The following is an 18,142-nucleotide window of genomic DNA, read 5'->3' on the forward strand; positions in this document are numbered from 1 at the left end:
CAACCTACTGCACTTAGTCTACGATTAGTTACATTTGTTGCCGATAGATTGCTCTCCGTTATGAAAATTGCCGCTCCATTTGCTCCAAAGCTCATGAACCGTCGCATTGCGTTGGGGTTCATTGTAGCAATGGTGCTGATTGCGTCGGGGTTTATTATATCATTCTACAGCTACAATCAGTACAGTGAGGATACTAAGCGGGTTCGGCACACGTATGAAGTAACGGGCACGCTTGAAAAAATTCTGTCTCTGGTTAAAGATGTAGAGACTGGATCGAGGGGGTATATACTGACGAACGACGCGTCCTATCTGGCGCCCTATCGAACAGCACTGACGCTGCTACCTGAACAGATTAATCAGTTACGACTATTAGGTAACGACAATCGGATCCAAATTCAGCGACGGATTACACTCGAAAAACTAGTCAGGGATAAATTAGCGGTTACCAAAACTCGGATTGGGATTGGGGTCTCGGATAAACGAAGCCAGGCAATTAGTGCAGAAAGTAAGCGGAGCATGGATGCCCTACGGCGGCATGTGGCGCTCATGGTAGAAACTGAACGGATAATTATGGATTCCCGTAATCGGCAGGCTGCCCGTTCATTTCGAAATACACTCATTATTATTTTTGGGCTATCGTTGCTGACATTTATGGCTCTGGCTATTTCGTACCGATTATTGGAGCAGGAACTCATCTATCGTCAGACCACTGAAGACCAGCTACGGGAATATGAAGGCCAACTCAAGGGACAGATTCGGCAATTAGAGACGTCTAATGAAGAACTGGAACGATTTGCCTTTGTAGCCAGCCATGATTTGCAGGAACCCCTGCGAAAGATTCAGTCGTTTTCTAATTTGATTACGGATCGATACGGTAATCTGTTCGATGAGGATAGTATGCTCTTTATGAGCAAAATTTCGCATTCTGCCGAACGGATGTCCAAGCTAATTAAAGATTTATTAAACTTCTCGCGGATATCGAACCACCAGGAGAATTTTAAATCTGTCCCTTTAGGTGATATCATCCAGCGTATTCTTGATGATCAGGAACTACGTATTAAAGGCCTTGATGTTGCGGTCGAAGTAGGGGAGATGCCTGTTATTCAAGCTGTTGCCAGCCAGATGGATCATCTCTTTACTAATCTTATTTCGAATGCACTTAAATTCACGCGGCCTGGTATTCGGCCTTCACTACGTATTCAGGCAAGGTCCATCAATGGAGACGACTATGCTGGCTTGACTCCCGACCGGCCTTATGTCGAAATTACGATTGAGGACAATGGTATCGGTTTTGAGGAGAAATATTTAGACCACATCTTTAAGGTTTTTCAACGGTTACATGGCAAAACAGCTTTTGAAGGGACTGGCATTGGCCTGGCCATTTGTAAACGGGTTGTTATGTATCACCACGGATTTATTACGGCCCGAAGCCAGCCCACTCAGGGTGCTACTTTCGTAGTCGTTCTACCGGAAAGCCAATCGCTACAACATTATGACAGACCAACCTCAACCGAAACTTATTCATATCCTGCTCGTTGACGATGACGAAGATGATCGTTATCTTACACGAGAGGCATTTCATCAGCATTATCCGGCCAGTCGTATTTCGTTTGCTGAAGACGGAGAAGACTTGATGGATTTTCTGAATTACAAAGGGCGTTACGCACAGGCAGATCATACACTGCCCGAGTTGATTCTATTGGATTTAAATATGCCGCGTAAAGATGGACGTGAAGCCTTGCGTGAGATTAAAGCTGATGAACAGTTTCGGCATATTCCTATCGTTGTACTGACCACCTCAGATGCAAAGGACGATGTGGAAACGTCCTATTTCAATGGCGCGAATAGCTTTATTACCAAGCCACCTACCTTCCAACGACTGAGCGAAGTAACGAAAGCCATTGGCCAGTATTGGTTCAACGTCGTCACCATCTGCGAACACGAAGGGGGGAATTAGTGAAGTGGGTGGAGTAAGTGCAGTAAGTATCACAACTTACTGCACTTACTCCACCCACTTCACTAATTTACCTACTTCACTAATCCCTTCCTTTCAATCCGACCAGGCCCACAAAGATCTTTTCCAACTCGTTAGTCACAAGACGGCTTTGACCAGGTGTGAATTTGTTGACTAATACGCAGAAACTCATTGGCTCGCCATCTGCTGCCGTAAAATAACCCGCATAGGCCCTGACGCCTTCAATGGAACCACTTTTGGCCCGGATATTACCGGCTGCAGCCGTACCTCGTGCCAGACTGCGTACCGTTCCGGTTTGCCCTACCACCGGTATCGTTTCATAAAATTGTGGAAAGGTTTTTTCGCGACCCATGGCACTCAGAATACCCGTCATATTATCGGCGGTTAAGGCACCTACAGTTGAAAGGCCACTGCCATCCCGAATCCGAAATCCATCTACATTCACACCTTTGTTTTTCCAGAATGATGTCAAAGCTTCCAGGCTACCGCTTGTTGTCTTTACATTTTTGTTGAGGGTTAAAGCAGTTGTACGCAATAGTGCTTCGGCGTAGAGGTTGATACTCTGAAAGTTAGTTTGTTGAACCAACTCAGTTAAGGTTGGAGATTTATGCTGATTAAGAACGATTCGTTTGCCCGCTGTTGGAAGGCTTGTTGGTAAACCACCACCTATTGAAACGGGTTGGCTACTGATCGTAATATTATCCTGAATTAACTGATTCTGGAGTGCGTAAGCCGCAAAAAAAGCCGGGTCGGGCAAGGCTCCTTTTACACTAAATTCGTTGGCGGGTTCGCCTAGGGGTACCTTGCCGGTTAGCCACTGTTGGTTCATAAAGGGTACCCCATAAATATTCACCTGATCGCCCGTGTTGGCGGCATCGGTTGTAACCGTGTTACGGAAGGCGAGGTAGGGAAGGGGCGGGTCGGTGCGTAGCACACTAGTGGGTGCACCTACCGTTTTGCCTGGTCTGAAAAATACACGAAACAGATTTTCATTGATATTTAACGCGCTCAAACTGGCTCCGTAATAGTTGCCCAGATCGCCGAAAGGCCAGGTGTCGGGCGTTGTCAGATCATCATAAAGACTGGCATCACCCACAACCATACCCTGAATCCGCCGAATGCCGGCTGCTTTTACGGCATCCGACCAGCTTTTTAGTAAAGCTGTTAAGTCGGAATACGTGGTAAACCGCCAACTCCCCAGAGAAGGGTCGCCAGTCCCGTGGATGTATAGATTGCCGGTTAACACGCTGTCTTTGATTGCACCATCGTATTCGAGGGTAGTGGTATAGGTGTAATTACTACCCAGTACGGCCAGTGCCGTAGCCGTTGTAATGAGCTTCAGGGTTGAAGCAGAGGGTAAACTCATTCGGGCATTATACCCGATCAGCTCCTGACCATCACGCACACGCCGAACCGAGAGGGCCACTGTTCCGAAACGGGTGGCGGGTCCAGCCTGGAAAGCTTCCACCTGCTTCATTAGGTTCTGTGTAGCCAGCGAATCGGCAGGGCGAGTGGCTTGCGCGAAGGCAGTCGGAGTAGTGTAATGAACAAGTAAACAGACTAGGAAATTAAATAACAAATAAGCCGTAAAACGGGGAATACTGTGCATTTGGGAACAGTTAGGCGATTCGATGGGTATTTTGTACTTTTGCAAACTTACGGAATTCACACCACCTTACTTGCCTTAAGCCATCCTTCACAAGTCATCGAACATACGAAATTGATTAGTTAAAGTTGTACGCATGAAATTATCATTTCTGGGGGCAGCCCGGCAAGTAACAGGTAGTATGTACCTGCTGGAACTGGAGGATGATTACCGCATCCTGATTGACTGTGGCTCGGACATGGAGCGATCCAGTTCGACTGGTCAGACGGCCCCCGCCGTTACTCATCCGGGATTTTTCCCCTTTGAGGCTTCGAGTATAAATCTGGTTCTACTGACACATGCCCATGTAGACCACTCAGGCAATTTGCCTAACCTGTTTCGCGAAGGTTATGAAGGCCAGATTCTTTGCACTGAACCTACCTTTGCGCTGACCAATGTTCTGCTTAATGATGCGGCCTCGCTTAATCAAAAGCGAATTAACGAACTGAACGCCAGTAAGAAACAGCGGGTACGGGATCGTCAGTCGCAGATGCAGAAAGATCTGTTTTTGGGGCTGCAAGTTCGCGAGACTATGGAGAATGTTGTCCCCATAGCCTTTAACCGACGCTTTAAAGTAGCCGATGGAGTCGACGTTACGTTTATTCCGGCGGGGCACCTGCTGGGGGCGGCTCACATCGTGATTAATGTGCTCGAACATGGTGAACGTAAAAGCATCTGTTTCTCGGGCGATATTGGCCGCAAAAATTACCCGCTTTTAGTTGATCCTGCTCCCGTACCACCGGTCGATTATTTAATCTGTGAGAGTACCTATGGTAACCGGCTTCACGAGCATACCATGTCGCCCGAAGATGCGCTGGCTGATATTATTCAGCGAACCTGCATCGATATTCCAGGCCGACTGATTATCCCATCTTTCAGCGTTGGCCGAACTCAGGCGTTGCTTTATACACTGAACAGGCTCTACACAGAACGGAATTTTCCGCCCATCCGGGTTTTTTCGGATAGCCCAATGGGGTACGAGAGTACTAAAATTTACATGCAGCATGTAAAAATGCTGAATAGTGAAGCCAAAGAGTTTTATAAGGAAAACGAAACCTTATTTGACTTTGAGAATTTTCAGTTTCTGGAATCATCGAAAGCCAGTAAATCTGTTTCCGATTATGCCGAGCCCTGTATCATCATTTCCTCCTCAGGGATGGTGCAAGGGGGGCGGGTTGAATACCACGTCGCCGAAAACATTAGCAACCCCTATGCTACCATCCTGATTATTGGGTACTGTGCTGAAGGTACACTGGGCTGGCGGCTATTGAATGGCCAGCAAACGCTCAGTATTAAAGGTAAAGATCATCAGGTACTGGCAAATGTTGAGAAAATAGATGTGTTTAGTGGACATGGAGATCGGAACGACCTGGTTAATTTTGTGCAAATGCAGTCGCCCGAGACACTCAAGTCTATTTTTCTGGTTCATGGTGAATACGAGAGCATGGAGTCTTTCAAGACTACCCTGGCCGAAGAAGGCTATCCACAGGTGATTATTCCGAAAAAAGGCGAAAGTTTTGACCTATAAGGAGTAAAAGGAAGAGCGGGAGGAAAGGGAGAATGGTTTTTGCCTTCGTCCTTTTCCTCCCCTTCCTCCTTTCTCCCTCTTTTTATGAGAACATACCTCGATTTTGAAAAGCCAATTGCCGATCTCGAAGCGCGATTGGAAGAGACGAAAAAATTAGCCCAGACCAGCAACGTCGACGTGAGCGGAGCGGTTGCTATTCTGGAACAGAGCATTGATAAGCTGCGGCAGGAAATTTTTCAGAATCTGACGCGTTGGCAGCGTGTTCAGTTATCGCGTCATCCTGATCGCCCGTACACCCTGGATTACATTTCGCTGATGTGTGATCAGTTCATTGAACTGCACGGCGACCGTACCGTTCGTGATGATCCGGCGATGGTGGGTGGCTTCTGCGAACTGGGTGACCAGACGGTAATGATTATTGGGCAGCAAAAAGGCCGTAATACCAAGCAGCGGCAATATCGGAACTTCGGTATGCCAAATCCCGAAGGCTATCGTAAAGCGCTGCGCCTGATGAAGCTGGCAGAAAAATTCAACAAACCCATAATTACACTGATCGATACGCCGGGGGCCTATCCGGGCCTGGAAGCTGAAGAACGGGGTCAGGGTGAAGCCATTGCCCGCAACCTGAAAGAGATGTTCATGCTGACGGTTCCGGTTATCTGTATCGTCATTGGCGAAGGAGCATCGGGTGGTGCCCTGGGTATTGCCATTGGCGATAAAGTATTTATGCTGGAAAATACCTGGTACTCAGTCATCTCGCCCGAAAACTGCTCGACCATTCTGTGGCGGAGCTGGAACTTCAAGGAGCAGGCAGCCGAAGCCATGAAGCTAACAGCCCGCGATATGAAGCTGAATAAACTGGTGGATGAAATCGTAGAAGAACCCCTGGGTGGCGCGCATAACGACCATCAGGAAATGGCGAATCATCTGAAGGACGTAATCCTAAAAGCCCTTGCGGAACTCAATGCCATTGACCCACAGGAACGGATCAATCAGCGTATTGAGAAATTCTGTGATATGGGGGTTGTGCTGGAATAATTGCCTGGGCTAAGCTAGAGCTTGGCCCACATCAAACTATAAAAATAGCCGCTGGATGAATCATCCAGTGGCTATTTTTATGCTAGCTACTTAGCTCAAGTAATCAGCATATCAACCAACAAAAAAAACGCAACCCCTTGTAATAATTAGCGCTGTTTGGAGACTAATAGGGTAAAACAGCATAAAGCAATGCGTTCTACTCATCAATCCGCCAGTGCCAACCCACTATCCAACAAGGTCAACCGGATTTTATACGGGGCCTTTGTTCTGTTGAGCCTCTACTTCGGTCTGACCGGCTCATACGAAGATTCTGCCGTTAACCTCGGCATCGCGCTCATAGTTGATCCCTTCGACCAGACCGTACGCTGGGACAATCGGCCGCGTTGGCAACGTGGCTGGCTAATTGTCCATCTGCTGATTATGGTAGGAATTGGGGTGGTCTATTGGCGAACCTTCGGTGCCTAAGTTGAGCATGAAAAAGAAACAGGTTTTACCCATGTTGCTGGCCATGCTGGCCGGTGCCATTCTTAGTTTCGGAAGTATTCGGTTAATCGAGTATTCCTTCCCGATCGCTGTGCTGAAAAATATGTTTCGTTCCAGCACGGGCTGGGAAGATGCGGTGAAATTGGCAGGTGTTCTGGTGGCTATGTGGGCCGCGCTGCTGGTCCATGAATTAGGCCATTTGGTAACGGGCTTAGCGCTTAAGTTTCGCTTTCACATCGTAGTGGTCGGTCCATTAGGTATTCGCCGGAATCCGGATACAGACCGGGTGGAAGGCTACCTGAACCGGGATGCCCGGTTGTACGGAGGCATTGCAGGACCTGTACCACTAGAAAAAGGGCCACATCTGCGGTCTAAATTTGCGGCTATAGTCGCTGCTGGGCCTATTGTCAGCCTGTTTATGGGCGTGGTTGCACTCTGGCTCGGGTACATGAATGCCTACACACTGACGATCAACTCACTGGCAATGAGCCGGATTGCCGTTTGTTTCTGTCTGACCTTCGGGGCGTTTTCCTGCATGTTATTTCTGGCAACAACAGTTCCATTCCGAACTGGGCCTTTTTTCACGGATCGTGCTCGCTTTTTTCGGCTTATGGGTGGTGGGCATGCCGCAGCTATCGAACAAGCTACGCTCGAACTACTGGTGCATAGCCAATCAGGACAATCGTATGCAAATAGTAACCCCGAACAAATCGATCTGTTGCTCAATGAACCGGAATCGTCGCTTCGGTTATTTGCCCATATAATGGCCTATTACCGGCATCTGGATCGGCAGGAAATGATGGATGCGTTTGAGCGACTAAAGCTTGCGGAAACGTTGCTCGAAGGCCAGCCGGAAATGACGAAAATTGAAATTTGGAAGGAGCTAGCCTTTGCTTATGCGTATATTGAGTGGGATGTGAAGGAGGCTTTGGCCAATTGGGGTAAGATTAAGCCCTCACCCGAAAGTTTTCCGTCGGCTTTTGTGTATCTGTTCTGGGCATCTCTTTCGCGTGCCCAGGGCGAGCCAGTAGAGCAGATTAATGCGTGGGTTACCAAAGGGCTAGCCGCCTTACCTGCTACGTTAACGCGTAGCGAAGATCGGCTTCGACATAAATTATTGACCAGTTTGACTAAACTCAGCGTGCATTCGGTGCCTTAATTGACCCCTCGCCATCGCTCCTTATGTTGTCAGAGCAGGAATTTGTCCAGCAGATTCGCCAGCATCAGAAAATCATTCATAAAGTTTGTCACCTCTATGCGGACAAACCGGAAGATCGCGAGGATTTGTTTCAGGAAATTCTGCTGAATGCCTGGAAAGCCAACCGCAATTTTCGGCGGGATGCCAAGTTTACGACCTGGCTTTATCAAATTGGACTCAATACCGCAATCTCCTACTTCCGGCAAACGAAACGAAAACCCACGCAGGATGGGCTGGATGATGTACTGCACCTCCCTGACCTGACTGAAGATGCTACGGAGCAACAATTTATGGCCCTGTATCAGGCTATTGGACAACTTGACAAAATTGATAAAGCGGTGGTGATGCTCTATCTCGATGAGTACGATTATACGGCAATTGGCCAGCTATTGGGAATTACACCTAATTATGTAGCCGTAAAAATGAATCGAATCAGGCAGCAACTTAAGCAAACCGTACAACAAAACTAAAGGATGGAACTTGATGAGTTTAAAGCCCTCTATCAGTCTCGGTTTGAGCAGGTGCCTCAGAAGTCGGGTGCAGACCTGGAAGACATGCTTCGAAGACGATCATCTTCCGCTGTGGAACGAATTTTACGCAACCTGCTCTGGGAAGTCGGTGCAGCATTCGTAATCGTGCTTGGGTTGGCGTTTGTCATGGCTACCTGGTCGTCGAATATCTTTCGGTGGCTGGGTTTAGGGGTAGTGCTTCTTAGCCTTGTTCAGGTAATAGCCTTTAGCTGGCAATACCAACAACTGAAGGCCCAGCTTAGTCGGGCAACCGGATCGGTACGTCACCACTTACAGGACACCGTGGGGATTGTTAGCCGGTTTGTGCGACTCTATTACCGATATTGTATGCGTCTAATCCCCGTAGGAATGGTGGTTGGGGGCTTACTGGGCGGGTATGCTGGCGTTACCGGTAATACGACCGACCCTGCTTTGGCGGCTTTGCCCGAGAATTCTGGTCTCGTCTTTCTACTAGGCTCGCTGGTACTCGCTGTTGCCTTGGCAATCGGCACTTATTTTATGCTTACCTGGTATATTCAGCGATTGTACGGTCGGTATCTGGATGAACTCAATGCCTGTTTGCGTGATTTGACGGAGTTAGCCAGTTAATTAAATTGATACTGACAAATTACTTTGCCTTCGTTGTCTAGCTGTTTGTGAGCAAATCTAGCGTTATCTTTGGCCTCCGGTTTGTCTAACCTTCTACCACCGGTTGCGAATGGAATCCGCACATAACACCACAACGCTCAAAAACCTGATTTTCGACCTCGGTGATGTGATTATCCCGATTGATTTGACCGCCCCCATTCGAAACTTTGCCATGCTGGCGAACCTACCCGAAGAGGAAGTAAGGTCGATCTGGACGCAATTCGACATCATTGGTCAATATGAAACCGGCCTGATTGACGACACGGCCTTCCGTGATCATGTTCGGCGGGTGTTGAAAAATGACAGCTGGGCTGATGAAGTGATTGATACAGCCTGGAACACTATTTTGCTTGACTTACCCGTTGAGCGGGTTGAACGCATTAAAGAGCTACAACAAACGTATCGGCTATTCCTGCTTAGTAATACCAGCCCTATTCACATTCGACTGGTGAACAAAATGCTTACCAGTCTGAATCAGCCGACGCTGGAAGAACTCTTTGAGCGCGTATTTTATTCCTACGAAGTAAAACTAGCGAAGCCGTCGCCTGAAATTTACGAGCACGTTTTGGCCGAAGCGGGATTGGTTGCCTCAGAAACCGCTTTTTTCGATGATAATGCAGCAAACATCCGGTCGGCTGCCCAGTTAGGTATTCAGGCCGTACATGTGCAGCCCCCGATGACAATTCTTGATTACTTAACGAATGTATAATGGATAATGTAAAATGAATAGCTCAGTTCTGATGAACATTATTCATTTTACATTATCCATTGTTCATTACATCTATGAACCAACGCACCAAGACTTACCTCCTGCACGGAGGTCTTTTTTTAATTACCCTCATCACCACCACAATGGCCGGTGCCGAATGGATGTTCGGGAGTCTCTTTATTCCATTTGAAGGCGTAACAAAACCATTGGGCTGGTCGGAGTTTGTGGATGGATTTCAGTTTTCAGTCCCCTTTCTGGCCATTCTAACAGTCCATGAATTTGGGCATTATTTCACCGCGAAGGCCAATAAGGTACGTGTAACCTTACCCTTCTACATTCCACTCTGGCTGGGAATTGGACAAAGCATTGGCACCCTGGGGGCATTTATTCGGATCAAGGATTACATTAATAGCCGTCAGAAGTATTTCGATATTGGTATTGCTGGCCCGTTAGCGGGTTTTGTACTGGCGTTGGTCGTGTTATGGTACGCCTTTTCGCACCTGCCACCACCGGAATTTATCTTCACCATTCACCCCGAATATGCTAAATGGGGGCTTGATTATGGGAAGTATGCGTATCAACATCTGCCAGAAGGCGGAGCTGTTGGATTGGGCGATAACTTACTGTTCCACTTCTTTAAAACCTACGTTGCGGACCCGGCTCGCGTGCCTCATGCGTACGAAATGGTTCACTATCCGTATGTGCTGGCGGGTTACCTGGCCCTGTTTTTTACATCACTCAACCTGATTCCCATTGGGCAGCTAGATGGTGGTCATATTTTGTACGCGCTCATCGGGCGTAAACGATTTCAATGGGTAGCCCCTGCTTTGTTCATTGTATTTGCGTTTTATGCAGGGTTAGGCTTGTATAAACCTAGCGACTTTGCAGTGCCTACCGATGAAGCGTTTTTTGAAGTACTGGGCTATTTTGCGCTGTATGTGGTTTTCCTGTACTTAGCCTTTTCGCGGATCAGCGAGAATAAGATGACCTCGTTGATGATCACACTGTGTGTTGTATCGGCTCAGTTGGCCGTTTCCTGGATGAAACCAGACGTTGTAGGCTATTCAAACTTCCTCGTATTTGTGTTTGTCGTCGGGCGATTTTTAGGTATTTATCATCCAGTAACAGAAGTAGAAGAGCCACTTGACCTGAAACGACAAGTGCTGGGCTGGATTGCCCTGATTGTTTTTGTCTTGTGTTTTAGCCCGCGTCCCTTCCTGATTTCGTAGCCGTACTCCCCAAAGAATCAGTGGATTGGGGACATTGATATAGGGAAACGACGTTATTACATTAAATTATTAAACACAGAGTAACGGAGGTATAAACAGAGAGCACAAAGGGTGACTACTTAATATGTTATATCTCAGTGTTCTCTGTTTATACCTCTGTTACTCTGTGTTTGAATGTTTCAACTCGGCAGTTTCAGTTGCTCGCTCAATTCAAATACCTTTTTGAGGCATTGTGCGGTAAGTATCGCATCCTCAAGCGCGTTATGAAAGCCGTCTTCCCTGGCAAAACCGAAATAATTTGCAATGGCGGTCAGGCTTAATCGGTCTGGAACTTTGCGACCGTTAGCTTTTAACACTCGGAAGGTAAAATAGGCTAGCGTATGCAAATCAAGCAACACCCTGGAATAAGGCCACTTTAGTTTCTCATACCGATACGCTTCCTTCAGAAAGTTGATATCGTTTATTACGCTCTGTCCGCAAATGATCACATCGCGTAGAAAGGGTGTTCGGTCTAACTGACCTTTCGGAACGCGCAGGCCGAGTTCCTTACAAATCCATTCTTCCAGTTCGGGTAATACATCATAGATCATCGGGGCATCTTCCAGATCGGCCAGCGAGAGATTATGAATTTTCTCCGATGAGGACGAAAACGCATCTTTATTCTCCGGATAAACATTGGTGAGATAGCGACCTTTTTCAACCCAGTTGTCGTCAAACAGCACGGCTCCAATCTGGATAATTTCGTTATAATCCGGTTCTGGACCGGTCATTTCAAGGTCAAGTACTAAAAACGACATATGTTAATAATGTTTATTAAAAGCGGGTAAATGGTAACGACTTTGTTATTGAGAAGTAAAGTGAAAAATAATATGCTAATTTTTCAAGTGGACAACATTTCTGACCCTTCTGCTGTTTTAACTACATACACGCTAACAAAGCCCCGACAGTCTATCTGCCGGGGCTTTTTCATGCTGGTAAATTGCAGAATAGAAGTCAGAATTTTCGTGGCTTACAGATTTTCTCCCCAGATGTATTTGCTGAACCAGCGGTAGTTTTCTTCCATAACCTGCCGCATGGGTTTGGGCTTTGTAATGCCATGGCCAAACCCTTTGTAAACGACCATTTTTACCGGTACTCCTTTATCTTCCAGGGCCAGCCTGAGTTCATAGGCGTTAGCAATTGGAACGCGTCTATCCAACTCACCATGCTGAATTAGTGTAGGTGTTTTGGCCCGACTCACGTAAGTGATTGGGGAGGTTTTCTGATAAATGTCGGCGTTATCCCAGGGAGTTCCCTGCAAATACTGACGCGTAAAGGGTGTGATATCCGTATTCTGATAGTAGGTTGCCCAGTTTGAAATACCTGCTCCAACGGATGTGGCTTTGAATCGATCGCTGTAGGTGGTGATAAAGGCCGAAATATAACCCCCCTGACTCCAGCCCATGGCACCCACTTTATCTTTATCGACGATCCCTTTAGTAATCAAATAATCGACACCTGAGATCACGTCATCGTAATCGCCCAGCCCCAGATTCTTCACATTCAGCGAGCGGAATTTGCTGCCATAACCGGCCGATCCGCGGTAGTTTGGTCGTAATACAAGCGCGCCTTTTGCCGTAAATTGTTCGATCGGGTAGTATCGGTCGGCCGTTACAGAAGGTAAGTCGATACCCGTTGGCCCACCGTGAATAACAACCAGCAGTGGATATTTGCGGGTAGGGTCGAAATTGGCGGGTTTAATCAAAATGCCTTCAATCATATTTCCATCCACCGATTTCCAACTAATAACCTCCCGGCTCGATATACTGAATGGAGCCAATTGCTTGCCCATTGTTGTGATCGTTTTTGGGGCAAAATGACGTACCGAAGAGGTTTGAATTTCGGAATATTGATTTGGAAGCGCCCCAACAAACGCCATCTGCTGCCCATCTTTACTGAACGAAAATTGGTTGGCAATCAGATTATCTGGTTTTGTTAATCGTTCCGTTTTCAGCGTGGCCGGGTCAAGCCGGAACAAGTGGGCGGCTGTCTTCTGAAATCCGCTGAACAAAATGCCATCAGCCGTCCATTCCAGTAGGTTCGCATTTTCGTCAAACGTATTAGATAGTATTTTAGGCGTGCCGCCCGTAGCGGGCACCGTGGCAATGAGCCGATTCGTGTAGAAATAGAACTCATTCTCATTGGCCGTTGTAAAGGCAATTTGCTTGCCATCGGGCGACCAAACTGGGTTTTGATCGGGGCCTTTGAGCGAGACGATCTTAGTCGTAACGGTATCGCCAAGGGTTAGAACATATAGATCGGAGGTATGACCGTTGATCAGATCGGGGTTCTTTGAAGCATCAAATGCGATTTTCTTCCCATCGGGCGATACCACGAAGCTGCCTACCGAAAATCCAATTCCTTTGGTTAAAGCCTTAGCCTGAGCGGGTTTCTCATTTGTGAGACTGTCGAGTAGATACAAATGAACCATTTTGTAATCATCCCGAACAACTTCATAGTCGCTGTATTTTTCTTTACGCTCTTTGTCAAGTTTTCCATCGGGCACTGTGGCCGAAAAGACAATCTGCTTCCCCGTTGGTGACCATTTAAACGTGGTTACACCGGTTTCAAATTTAGATAATGGCCTTGCTTCACCACCCGTTGGGCTGATCACATACAACTGAGACTTGTCGTCACGCGTGGACAAAAAGGCCAGCCATTTACCATCCGGCGACCAGGCAGGGCTGCTGTTCGATTTTTTCGAGTTCGTTAGCTGAAACTGATCACCCGTTGTGGTATTGGCCAGCCAGATGTCGGTATCATAGGCGTTCTCATCCCAGTTCGTTTTTGTAACCGTGTAGGCAACCCACTTGCCATCGGGCGAAAGTTGTGGATTCGATACACTTTTCATATCAATCGACTGAACAATACTCGGTGCCTGAGCCCATGCAGGCGTGAAGCTAACCAGAAAGGGTAGCAGGTAGAGGAAGTAAATAGATTTCATGCGAGGAAGTGTCTGGTTGTATAAACCTCTAATATAGGGCAGTTTAGGCAGGATTGCCAGCAGTTTCCATTACGCAGTGTGGAAGCGTGTTTTAATGATCTGTTCCCGTGTTTCCAAACGGTCGATGATTTTACTGATGTCGCTGCTGACCTGTTGTATAAAATTCAATTGTTCCAGTAACGATGGGTCCGAAGGAGCCGTTGGAAGACTTACGTCTGGCACTGCTGTGTCCAGAGTCGATTTCTCCGTAGTGGAGTTGAGCCGGTGTAGACTTTCGGACAGTGTGAACAGGGCACGTTTGACTGGACGTAGTAACGGAGCCGGGTAAGCTTTAGGCTCTCCCGTTAGTTGGGCCGAGGTGATGGTGGCAATGTTGGCCGATAAAACGTGATTGAGCACTACGAACTCGTAGATGAGTTTTTCGTTGCGCTGCTTGTGCTTGGGCTCCGACAGCATTCGGTCAAATGCTGCGGAAAGGTTAGCTGATGAAACATAAATTTCCTTCCGTGCCAATTTGTACTCAACCAGACTGATCGGTCGCCCTGACAGGCTATCCAGTAAAAGTTGAACATACCTGACATTGGCTTTCAGTACGGTTTGCATGGGCTTCCGTAACTGCTCCGATTCCCATTGCGGAAACAGTAAATAACTCGCCATGAAGGCAATAACTCCCCCAAGCAAGGTGTCGAAGAAGCGCTCTTCAGCGGCACCTAAATAGCTGACACCAAGGAAATTGAAGAGGATCAGAATGAAAGGGGTCACGCAAATGACCATTACGATGTAGTTGATACGCTGGGCACTATACGTACCCAACATCAACAGCACCATAAAGCTGAACTGAACGGTTTTATTGGGTAGAAAGGTTAAAATAAGTACACCGATGATACCACCCGCCAGAGTGCCAATGATCCGTTCAATATTTCGTTGTTTGGTGAGACTGAATGCTGGTTTCAGAATGACCGAGATCGTTAGCAATACCCAGTAACTATGATGCCCGTAGGGGAGGAGTTTGGTAATAACGAAGCCGAGCAACATGGCAATGGCTACCCGTACCGAATGCCGGAATACCGACGAATTAAGGGTTAGGTTATCCAGAAACGATTTCAGATCAATCTCCTGATGAGAAACAAACCGCCCGAATTCCATGGCCTCATTATCAACCGGACTAATGGTAGGTAGCACAAGATTCTTTTGCAGACCACTTAATCGCTGGCTGATTGTTCGTAAACTGACCAATACTTTCTTAAGGACCAGCGTGCTGCCTTCCTGCTCGTTAAGGGCGTCGATGTGGCGCTTTAGCTCCTCCAGAACCGGGCTAATATCAATGGGTTTGTGAAACGGAACGGGCAACTGAATGGCTAAGCCGATGTGATCCAACTCAACGGATAACCGACGAATGGTGCGGGAAATCTCAGTCAACACAGTAGACTTGCCAAACCGTTCGCGGATATCGGAATAGTCGTAATACATGGCAATGATCTGCTCATACAGATCAACTACATCCACAAATGTGAGCAGCAGCAACCGCCCGGTACGCGTCGACTCGGTTACGATGCGCCGACTTTTGAACAGGACTTCCCGTACGGCATCCTGTTTTTCACTGACATCTACCTGTTGGGCAATCAGTCGACGGTAATTGTCGTCTAGTTGGGTCGATACGTCGTAGAAATCGGCTTTTATGGCCATGAGTTTGGCAATCTCATGGATGCACTGGCCCAGGGCTTGCTGGGCCAATCGGTAGGGCTGAAGCCGGGAAACCAACAAACTGATGGTACTATACCAAATACTCCCGGCCAGCACCAGAAAGCTCTCGTGTATAACACCAGTGGCATCCATCGGGCGGTCGAGCATCAGGATCATGATCAGCAAAGCCGCTGTACCAACAGATGTAGCTCGGTTGCCGTAAATGGCGAACATGGAGAAGAAAAAGCTGAACAGCAGAATCTCAATTCCCAATGTATACGGACTCATTCGGGCAAACCCCGTTATGAACGTTACTGAAAAGCTGATGAGCGCACTGGATACCATGCCGTTACGTCGGTGCGACACCGGGCCCGGTGCATCACTCAGGCTTACATTTAGTGCACCCAGCGACATGGCCATACCGGCCTGAAGCTGGTCGAACTGGGCTAATACAAGAGAAGGCAGCAAAATGGACAACGTTATTCGCAGTCCATCAGAAAAATACTGACTGGATAGAAAATAACTGACTTGCCGACTCCGCTTATTCATTCTGGTTTAGTTGTTAGCGTGATGTCAGATGCTTACATCTGACATTGTGAGGTTTCTTAAAACCGAATGAGCTATTTTAGGTTTTGAGAAACCTAAAATGTCGGTTATAAGTAACCGACATCACTAAAAACGTCTTAAGACCAAACTCTGTGTTCTCTGTGTCGCAACGGCGCACCGCTCTGTGGTTTAAAAAAATAAATTTAAATAGCTCTGCGCTCGCCGATTTGCTGACGCCACATAGCATAATAAAGCCCTTTTTGGGCGACAAGTTCTTCATGACTACCAGTTTCGACAATTTTACCTTTTTCAAGCACAAAAATGGTATTCGCATGTAAAATTGTTGACAGGCGGTGCGCGATTAAAATGGTAATCTGTGAATTCAGGGCGGAAACACTCCGGACGGTATCCGTAATTTCTTCTTCAGTAAGAGAATCAAGGGCTGATGTAGCCTCATCGAAAATCAGTAGTCGGGGATTACGCACCAAGGCACGGGCGATGGAGAGCCGTTGCTTTTCACCTCCAGACATTTTCAGCCCCCCCTCGCCAATTTGCGTATCGAGTCCTTTTTCAGAACGGGCCAACAGATGGTCACAGGCAGCTTTGTCCAGGGCGTCCAACATCTCTGCTTCAGTAGCGTCGGGTTTAACGAATAATAGATTTTCGCGAATGGTGCCGGCAAACAGGTGCGTATCCTGCGTGACAAAGCCAATTTGACGGCGCATCGGGTTAAACCGAATATCGTTTGTCGAGATATCGTTGTAATAAATTTCACCACCTACGGGTCGATACAGACCAACCAGTAACTTGACCATCGTTGATTTCCCTGAGCCCGATGGCCCAACGAAAGCTATCGTGTCGCCAAGAGAAGCCTCAAACGAAACGCCATCAATGGCATTCTGATTGGCACCGATATGCCGGAAAACAACATCAGCAAACCGGAGCCGCTCAATAGGGCCAACTTCAATTGGGGACTCTGGATTTCGTTCAATCGGCTTTTCCATCAGTTTTTCGAAGCTGGTTAGCCCTGCTTCGGCTTCCCGATAAGCCAGAATGATATTGCCCAATTCCTGCAACGGGTTGAAGATAGACACAGAAATAAACTGCATCGAAATCAACTCACCTGTACTTAGAACGTTTCTGAAAATGAGCCACAGCAAGGTGAAAAGTACAGATTGCTTCAGCACATTCAATGTAGTACTTTGCCAGAAGGAGAGTAGCCGTACCCTGCGTACCTTAAACATTTCCAGCTCGAAAATGCGGCCCGTTTGGGTTTTTAGTCGCCGGATTTCGGGGAATGTCAAACCCAGACTTTTAATCAGCTCAATGTTTCGAAGTGATTCGGTGATAACGCCCGACAGTAAGGCCGTCTCGCGATTGATCGAGCGTTGGGTTGTTTTGATCTGTTTACTGAGCAATCCGGTTAAGCCACCCAGCAATAAAACTCCAATCAGGAATACCGGAACCAGTGCCCAGTGTTTTGTAATGGCGTACCAGATGAGGAAGCCCATGCCCACAATGGACGAAAACAGAACGTTGACGAAGGAGTTGATAAACTTCTCGGTATCGGTTCGTACCTTTTGTAGGATAGATAGAGTTGCCCCGCTGCTCTGATCGCCAAACTCCTGATAGGATAGGCGCAGGGTTTGTTTAAGCCCGTCATTGAAAATATCAGTACCAAATTTCTGAACCACCAGTCGTGTCACATACTCCTGAAAGGCCTTGGTTATATTCGATAAAACGGCTACTCCGACAGCAATAGCCAACAGGTGAAGTACCCCTCTAACTTTTTCGGTTTCCGTTTTGGCACCGGGATGGGTTGCATATTGGTCAATAAGTTTCCCGAAGATAATAGGATCGACTAGTGCGAGAATCTGGGCGATACCAGCGAGTACTAATGCCAGCACAGCCAGCCAGCGATAAGGCTTAAGGTATTTCCAGAGAATCTGCATAGGGGATAATGGATCA

Annotated in this window: 15 protein-coding genes; 10 read left to right on the forward strand and 5 right to left on the reverse strand. The window is 47.4% G+C overall.

Annotated features, from left to right (window positions below):
- The first annotated feature begins 93 nt into the window (after positions 1 to 93).
- On the forward strand, positions 94 to 1,539 hold the full coding sequence (locus EXU85_RS13165) for a CHASE3 domain-containing protein (RefSeq protein WP_142772523.1): 1,446 nt from the start codon (positions 94 to 96) through the stop codon (positions 1,537 to 1,539).
- Positions 1,493 to 1,957, forward strand: coding sequence for a response regulator (locus EXU85_RS13170; RefSeq protein WP_142772524.1), 465 nt, complete (start codon positions 1,493 to 1,495; stop codon positions 1,955 to 1,957). The genes EXU85_RS13165 and EXU85_RS13170 overlap by 47 nt, the downstream gene beginning before the upstream one ends.
- Positions 1,958 to 2,036: 79 nt before the next feature.
- Here the strand turns inward: EXU85_RS13170 and dacB are convergent, their stop codons facing one another.
- On the reverse strand, positions 2,037 to 3,584 hold the full coding sequence (dacB, locus tag EXU85_RS13175; RefSeq protein ID WP_142772525.1) for a D-alanyl-D-alanine carboxypeptidase/D-alanyl-D-alanine-endopeptidase: 1,548 nt from the start codon (positions 3,582 to 3,584) through the stop codon (positions 2,037 to 2,039).
- A gap of 133 nt (positions 3,585 to 3,717) precedes the next feature.
- Here dacB and EXU85_RS13180 point away from each other — a divergent pair, with 133 nt between their 5' ends.
- From EXU85_RS13180 to EXU85_RS13215, 8 genes are all read left to right on the forward strand, one after another.
- Positions 3,718 to 5,148: an MBL fold metallo-hydrolase RNA specificity domain-containing protein gene (locus tag EXU85_RS13180; RefSeq protein WP_142772526.1), complete on the forward strand. Its 1,431-nt coding sequence runs from the start codon at positions 3,718 to 3,720 to the stop codon at positions 5,146 to 5,148.
- An 84-nt stretch (positions 5,149 to 5,232) separates the two neighbouring features.
- Positions 5,233 to 6,186, forward strand: a complete 954-nt coding sequence (locus EXU85_RS13185) for an acetyl-CoA carboxylase carboxyltransferase subunit alpha (protein WP_142772527.1) — start codon at positions 5,233 to 5,235, stop codon at positions 6,184 to 6,186.
- Positions 6,187 to 6,375: 189 nt separating this feature from the next.
- The gene (locus EXU85_RS13190) at positions 6,376 to 6,651 is read left to right on the forward strand and encodes a hypothetical protein (protein WP_142772528.1); all 276 of its coding nucleotides are present in this window, start codon (positions 6,376 to 6,378) and stop codon (positions 6,649 to 6,651) included.
- A 7-nt stretch (positions 6,652 to 6,658) separates the two neighbouring features.
- The gene (locus EXU85_RS13195; RefSeq protein WP_142772529.1) at positions 6,659 to 7,828 is read left to right on the forward strand and encodes a M50 family metallopeptidase; all 1,170 of its coding nucleotides are present in this window, start codon (positions 6,659 to 6,661) and stop codon (positions 7,826 to 7,828) included.
- A 23-nt stretch (positions 7,829 to 7,851) separates the two neighbouring features.
- On the forward strand, positions 7,852 to 8,337 hold the full coding sequence (locus EXU85_RS13200) for an RNA polymerase sigma factor (protein ID WP_142772530.1): 486 nt from the start codon (positions 7,852 to 7,854) through the stop codon (positions 8,335 to 8,337).
- Between the two features lie 3 nt (positions 8,338 to 8,340).
- Positions 8,341 to 8,985, forward strand: a complete 645-nt coding sequence (locus EXU85_RS13205) for a hypothetical protein (protein WP_142772531.1) — start codon at positions 8,341 to 8,343, stop codon at positions 8,983 to 8,985.
- A 109-nt stretch (positions 8,986 to 9,094) separates the two neighbouring features.
- Positions 9,095 to 9,733 carry an HAD family phosphatase gene (locus tag EXU85_RS13210; protein ID WP_142772532.1) on the forward strand — a complete coding sequence of 213 codons (639 nt, stop codon included), beginning with the start codon at positions 9,095 to 9,097 and terminating at the stop codon, positions 9,731 to 9,733.
- Positions 9,734 to 9,807: 74 nt separating this feature from the next.
- On the forward strand, positions 9,808 to 10,962 hold the full coding sequence (locus EXU85_RS13215) for a site-2 protease family protein (RefSeq protein ID WP_142772533.1): 1,155 nt from the start codon (positions 9,808 to 9,810) through the stop codon (positions 10,960 to 10,962).
- 179 nt (positions 10,963 to 11,141) lie between these two features.
- Here EXU85_RS13215 and EXU85_RS13220 read toward each other — a convergent pair whose 3' ends face one another.
- The 4 genes from EXU85_RS13220 to EXU85_RS13235 form a co-directional block, all read right to left on the reverse strand.
- A complete protein-coding gene (locus EXU85_RS13220) occupies positions 11,142 to 11,759 on the reverse strand; it encodes a 3'-5' exonuclease (RefSeq protein ID WP_142772534.1) in 618 nt (205 codons plus the stop codon).
- A gap of 212 nt (positions 11,760 to 11,971) precedes the next feature.
- Entirely contained in the window at positions 11,972 to 13,945 is a 1,974-nt protein-coding gene (locus tag EXU85_RS13225) for a S9 family peptidase (protein WP_142772535.1), read from the reverse strand.
- Positions 13,946 to 14,014: 69 nt separating this feature from the next.
- Positions 14,015 to 16,177: an FUSC family membrane protein gene (locus EXU85_RS13230; protein WP_142772536.1), complete on the reverse strand. Its 2,163-nt coding sequence runs from the start codon at positions 16,175 to 16,177 to the stop codon at positions 14,015 to 14,017.
- Between the two features lie 200 nt (positions 16,178 to 16,377).
- The gene (locus EXU85_RS13235) at positions 16,378 to 18,126 is read right to left on the reverse strand and encodes an ABC transporter ATP-binding protein (protein WP_142772537.1); all 1,749 of its coding nucleotides are present in this window, start codon (positions 18,124 to 18,126) and stop codon (positions 16,378 to 16,380) included.
- Between the last annotated feature and the right edge of the window lie 16 nt (positions 18,127 to 18,142).

Origin of the sequence: Spirosoma sp. KCTC 42546 (assembly GCF_006965485.1) — a bacterium.
In the GTDB taxonomy this organism is placed as follows: Bacteria; Bacteroidota; Bacteroidia; order Cytophagales; family Spirosomataceae; genus Spirosoma.

What these genes read in the sequence shown, in the direction of transcription:
- EXU85_RS13230 (WP_142772536.1), bottom strand. Translation starts at nt 16,177, where the DNA reads ATGAATAAGCGGAGTCGGCAAGTCAGTTATTTTCTATCCAGTCAGTAT.
- EXU85_RS13200 (WP_142772530.1), top strand. Translation starts at nt 7,852, where the DNA reads ATGTTGTCAGAGCAGGAATTTGTCCAGCAGATTCGCCAGCATCAGAAA.
- EXU85_RS13215 (WP_142772533.1), top strand. Translation starts at nt 9,808, where the DNA reads ATGAACCAACGCACCAAGACTTACCTCCTGCACGGAGGTCTTTTTTTA.
- EXU85_RS13185 (WP_142772527.1), top strand. Translation starts at nt 5,233, where the DNA reads ATGAGAACATACCTCGATTTTGAAAAGCCAATTGCCGATCTCGAAGCG.
- EXU85_RS13195 (WP_142772529.1), top strand. Translation starts at nt 6,659, where the DNA reads ATGAAAAAGAAACAGGTTTTACCCATGTTGCTGGCCATGCTGGCCGGT.
- EXU85_RS13220 (WP_142772534.1), bottom strand. Translation starts at nt 11,759, where the DNA reads ATGTCGTTTTTAGTACTTGACCTTGAAATGACCGGTCCAGAACCGGAT.
- EXU85_RS13210 (WP_142772532.1), top strand. Translation starts at nt 9,095, where the DNA reads ATGGAATCCGCACATAACACCACAACGCTCAAAAACCTGATTTTCGAC.
- EXU85_RS13170 (WP_142772524.1), top strand. Translation starts at nt 1,493, where the DNA reads ATGACAGACCAACCTCAACCGAAACTTATTCATATCCTGCTCGTTGAC.
- dacB (WP_142772525.1), bottom strand. Translation starts at nt 3,584, where the DNA reads ATGCACAGTATTCCCCGTTTTACGGCTTATTTGTTATTTAATTTCCTA.
- EXU85_RS13180 (WP_142772526.1), top strand. Translation starts at nt 3,718, where the DNA reads ATGAAATTATCATTTCTGGGGGCAGCCCGGCAAGTAACAGGTAGTATG.
- EXU85_RS13165 (WP_142772523.1), top strand. Translation starts at nt 94, where the DNA reads ATGAACCGTCGCATTGCGTTGGGGTTCATTGTAGCAATGGTGCTGATT.
- EXU85_RS13205 (WP_142772531.1), top strand. Translation starts at nt 8,341, where the DNA reads ATGGAACTTGATGAGTTTAAAGCCCTCTATCAGTCTCGGTTTGAGCAG.
- EXU85_RS13225 (WP_142772535.1), bottom strand. Translation starts at nt 13,945, where the DNA reads ATGAAATCTATTTACTTCCTCTACCTGCTACCCTTTCTGGTTAGCTTC.
- EXU85_RS13235 (WP_142772537.1), bottom strand. Translation starts at nt 18,126, where the DNA reads ATGCAGATTCTCTGGAAATACCTTAAGCCTTATCGCTGGCTGGCTGTG.
- EXU85_RS13190 (WP_142772528.1), top strand. Translation starts at nt 6,376, where the DNA reads ATGCGTTCTACTCATCAATCCGCCAGTGCCAACCCACTATCCAACAAG.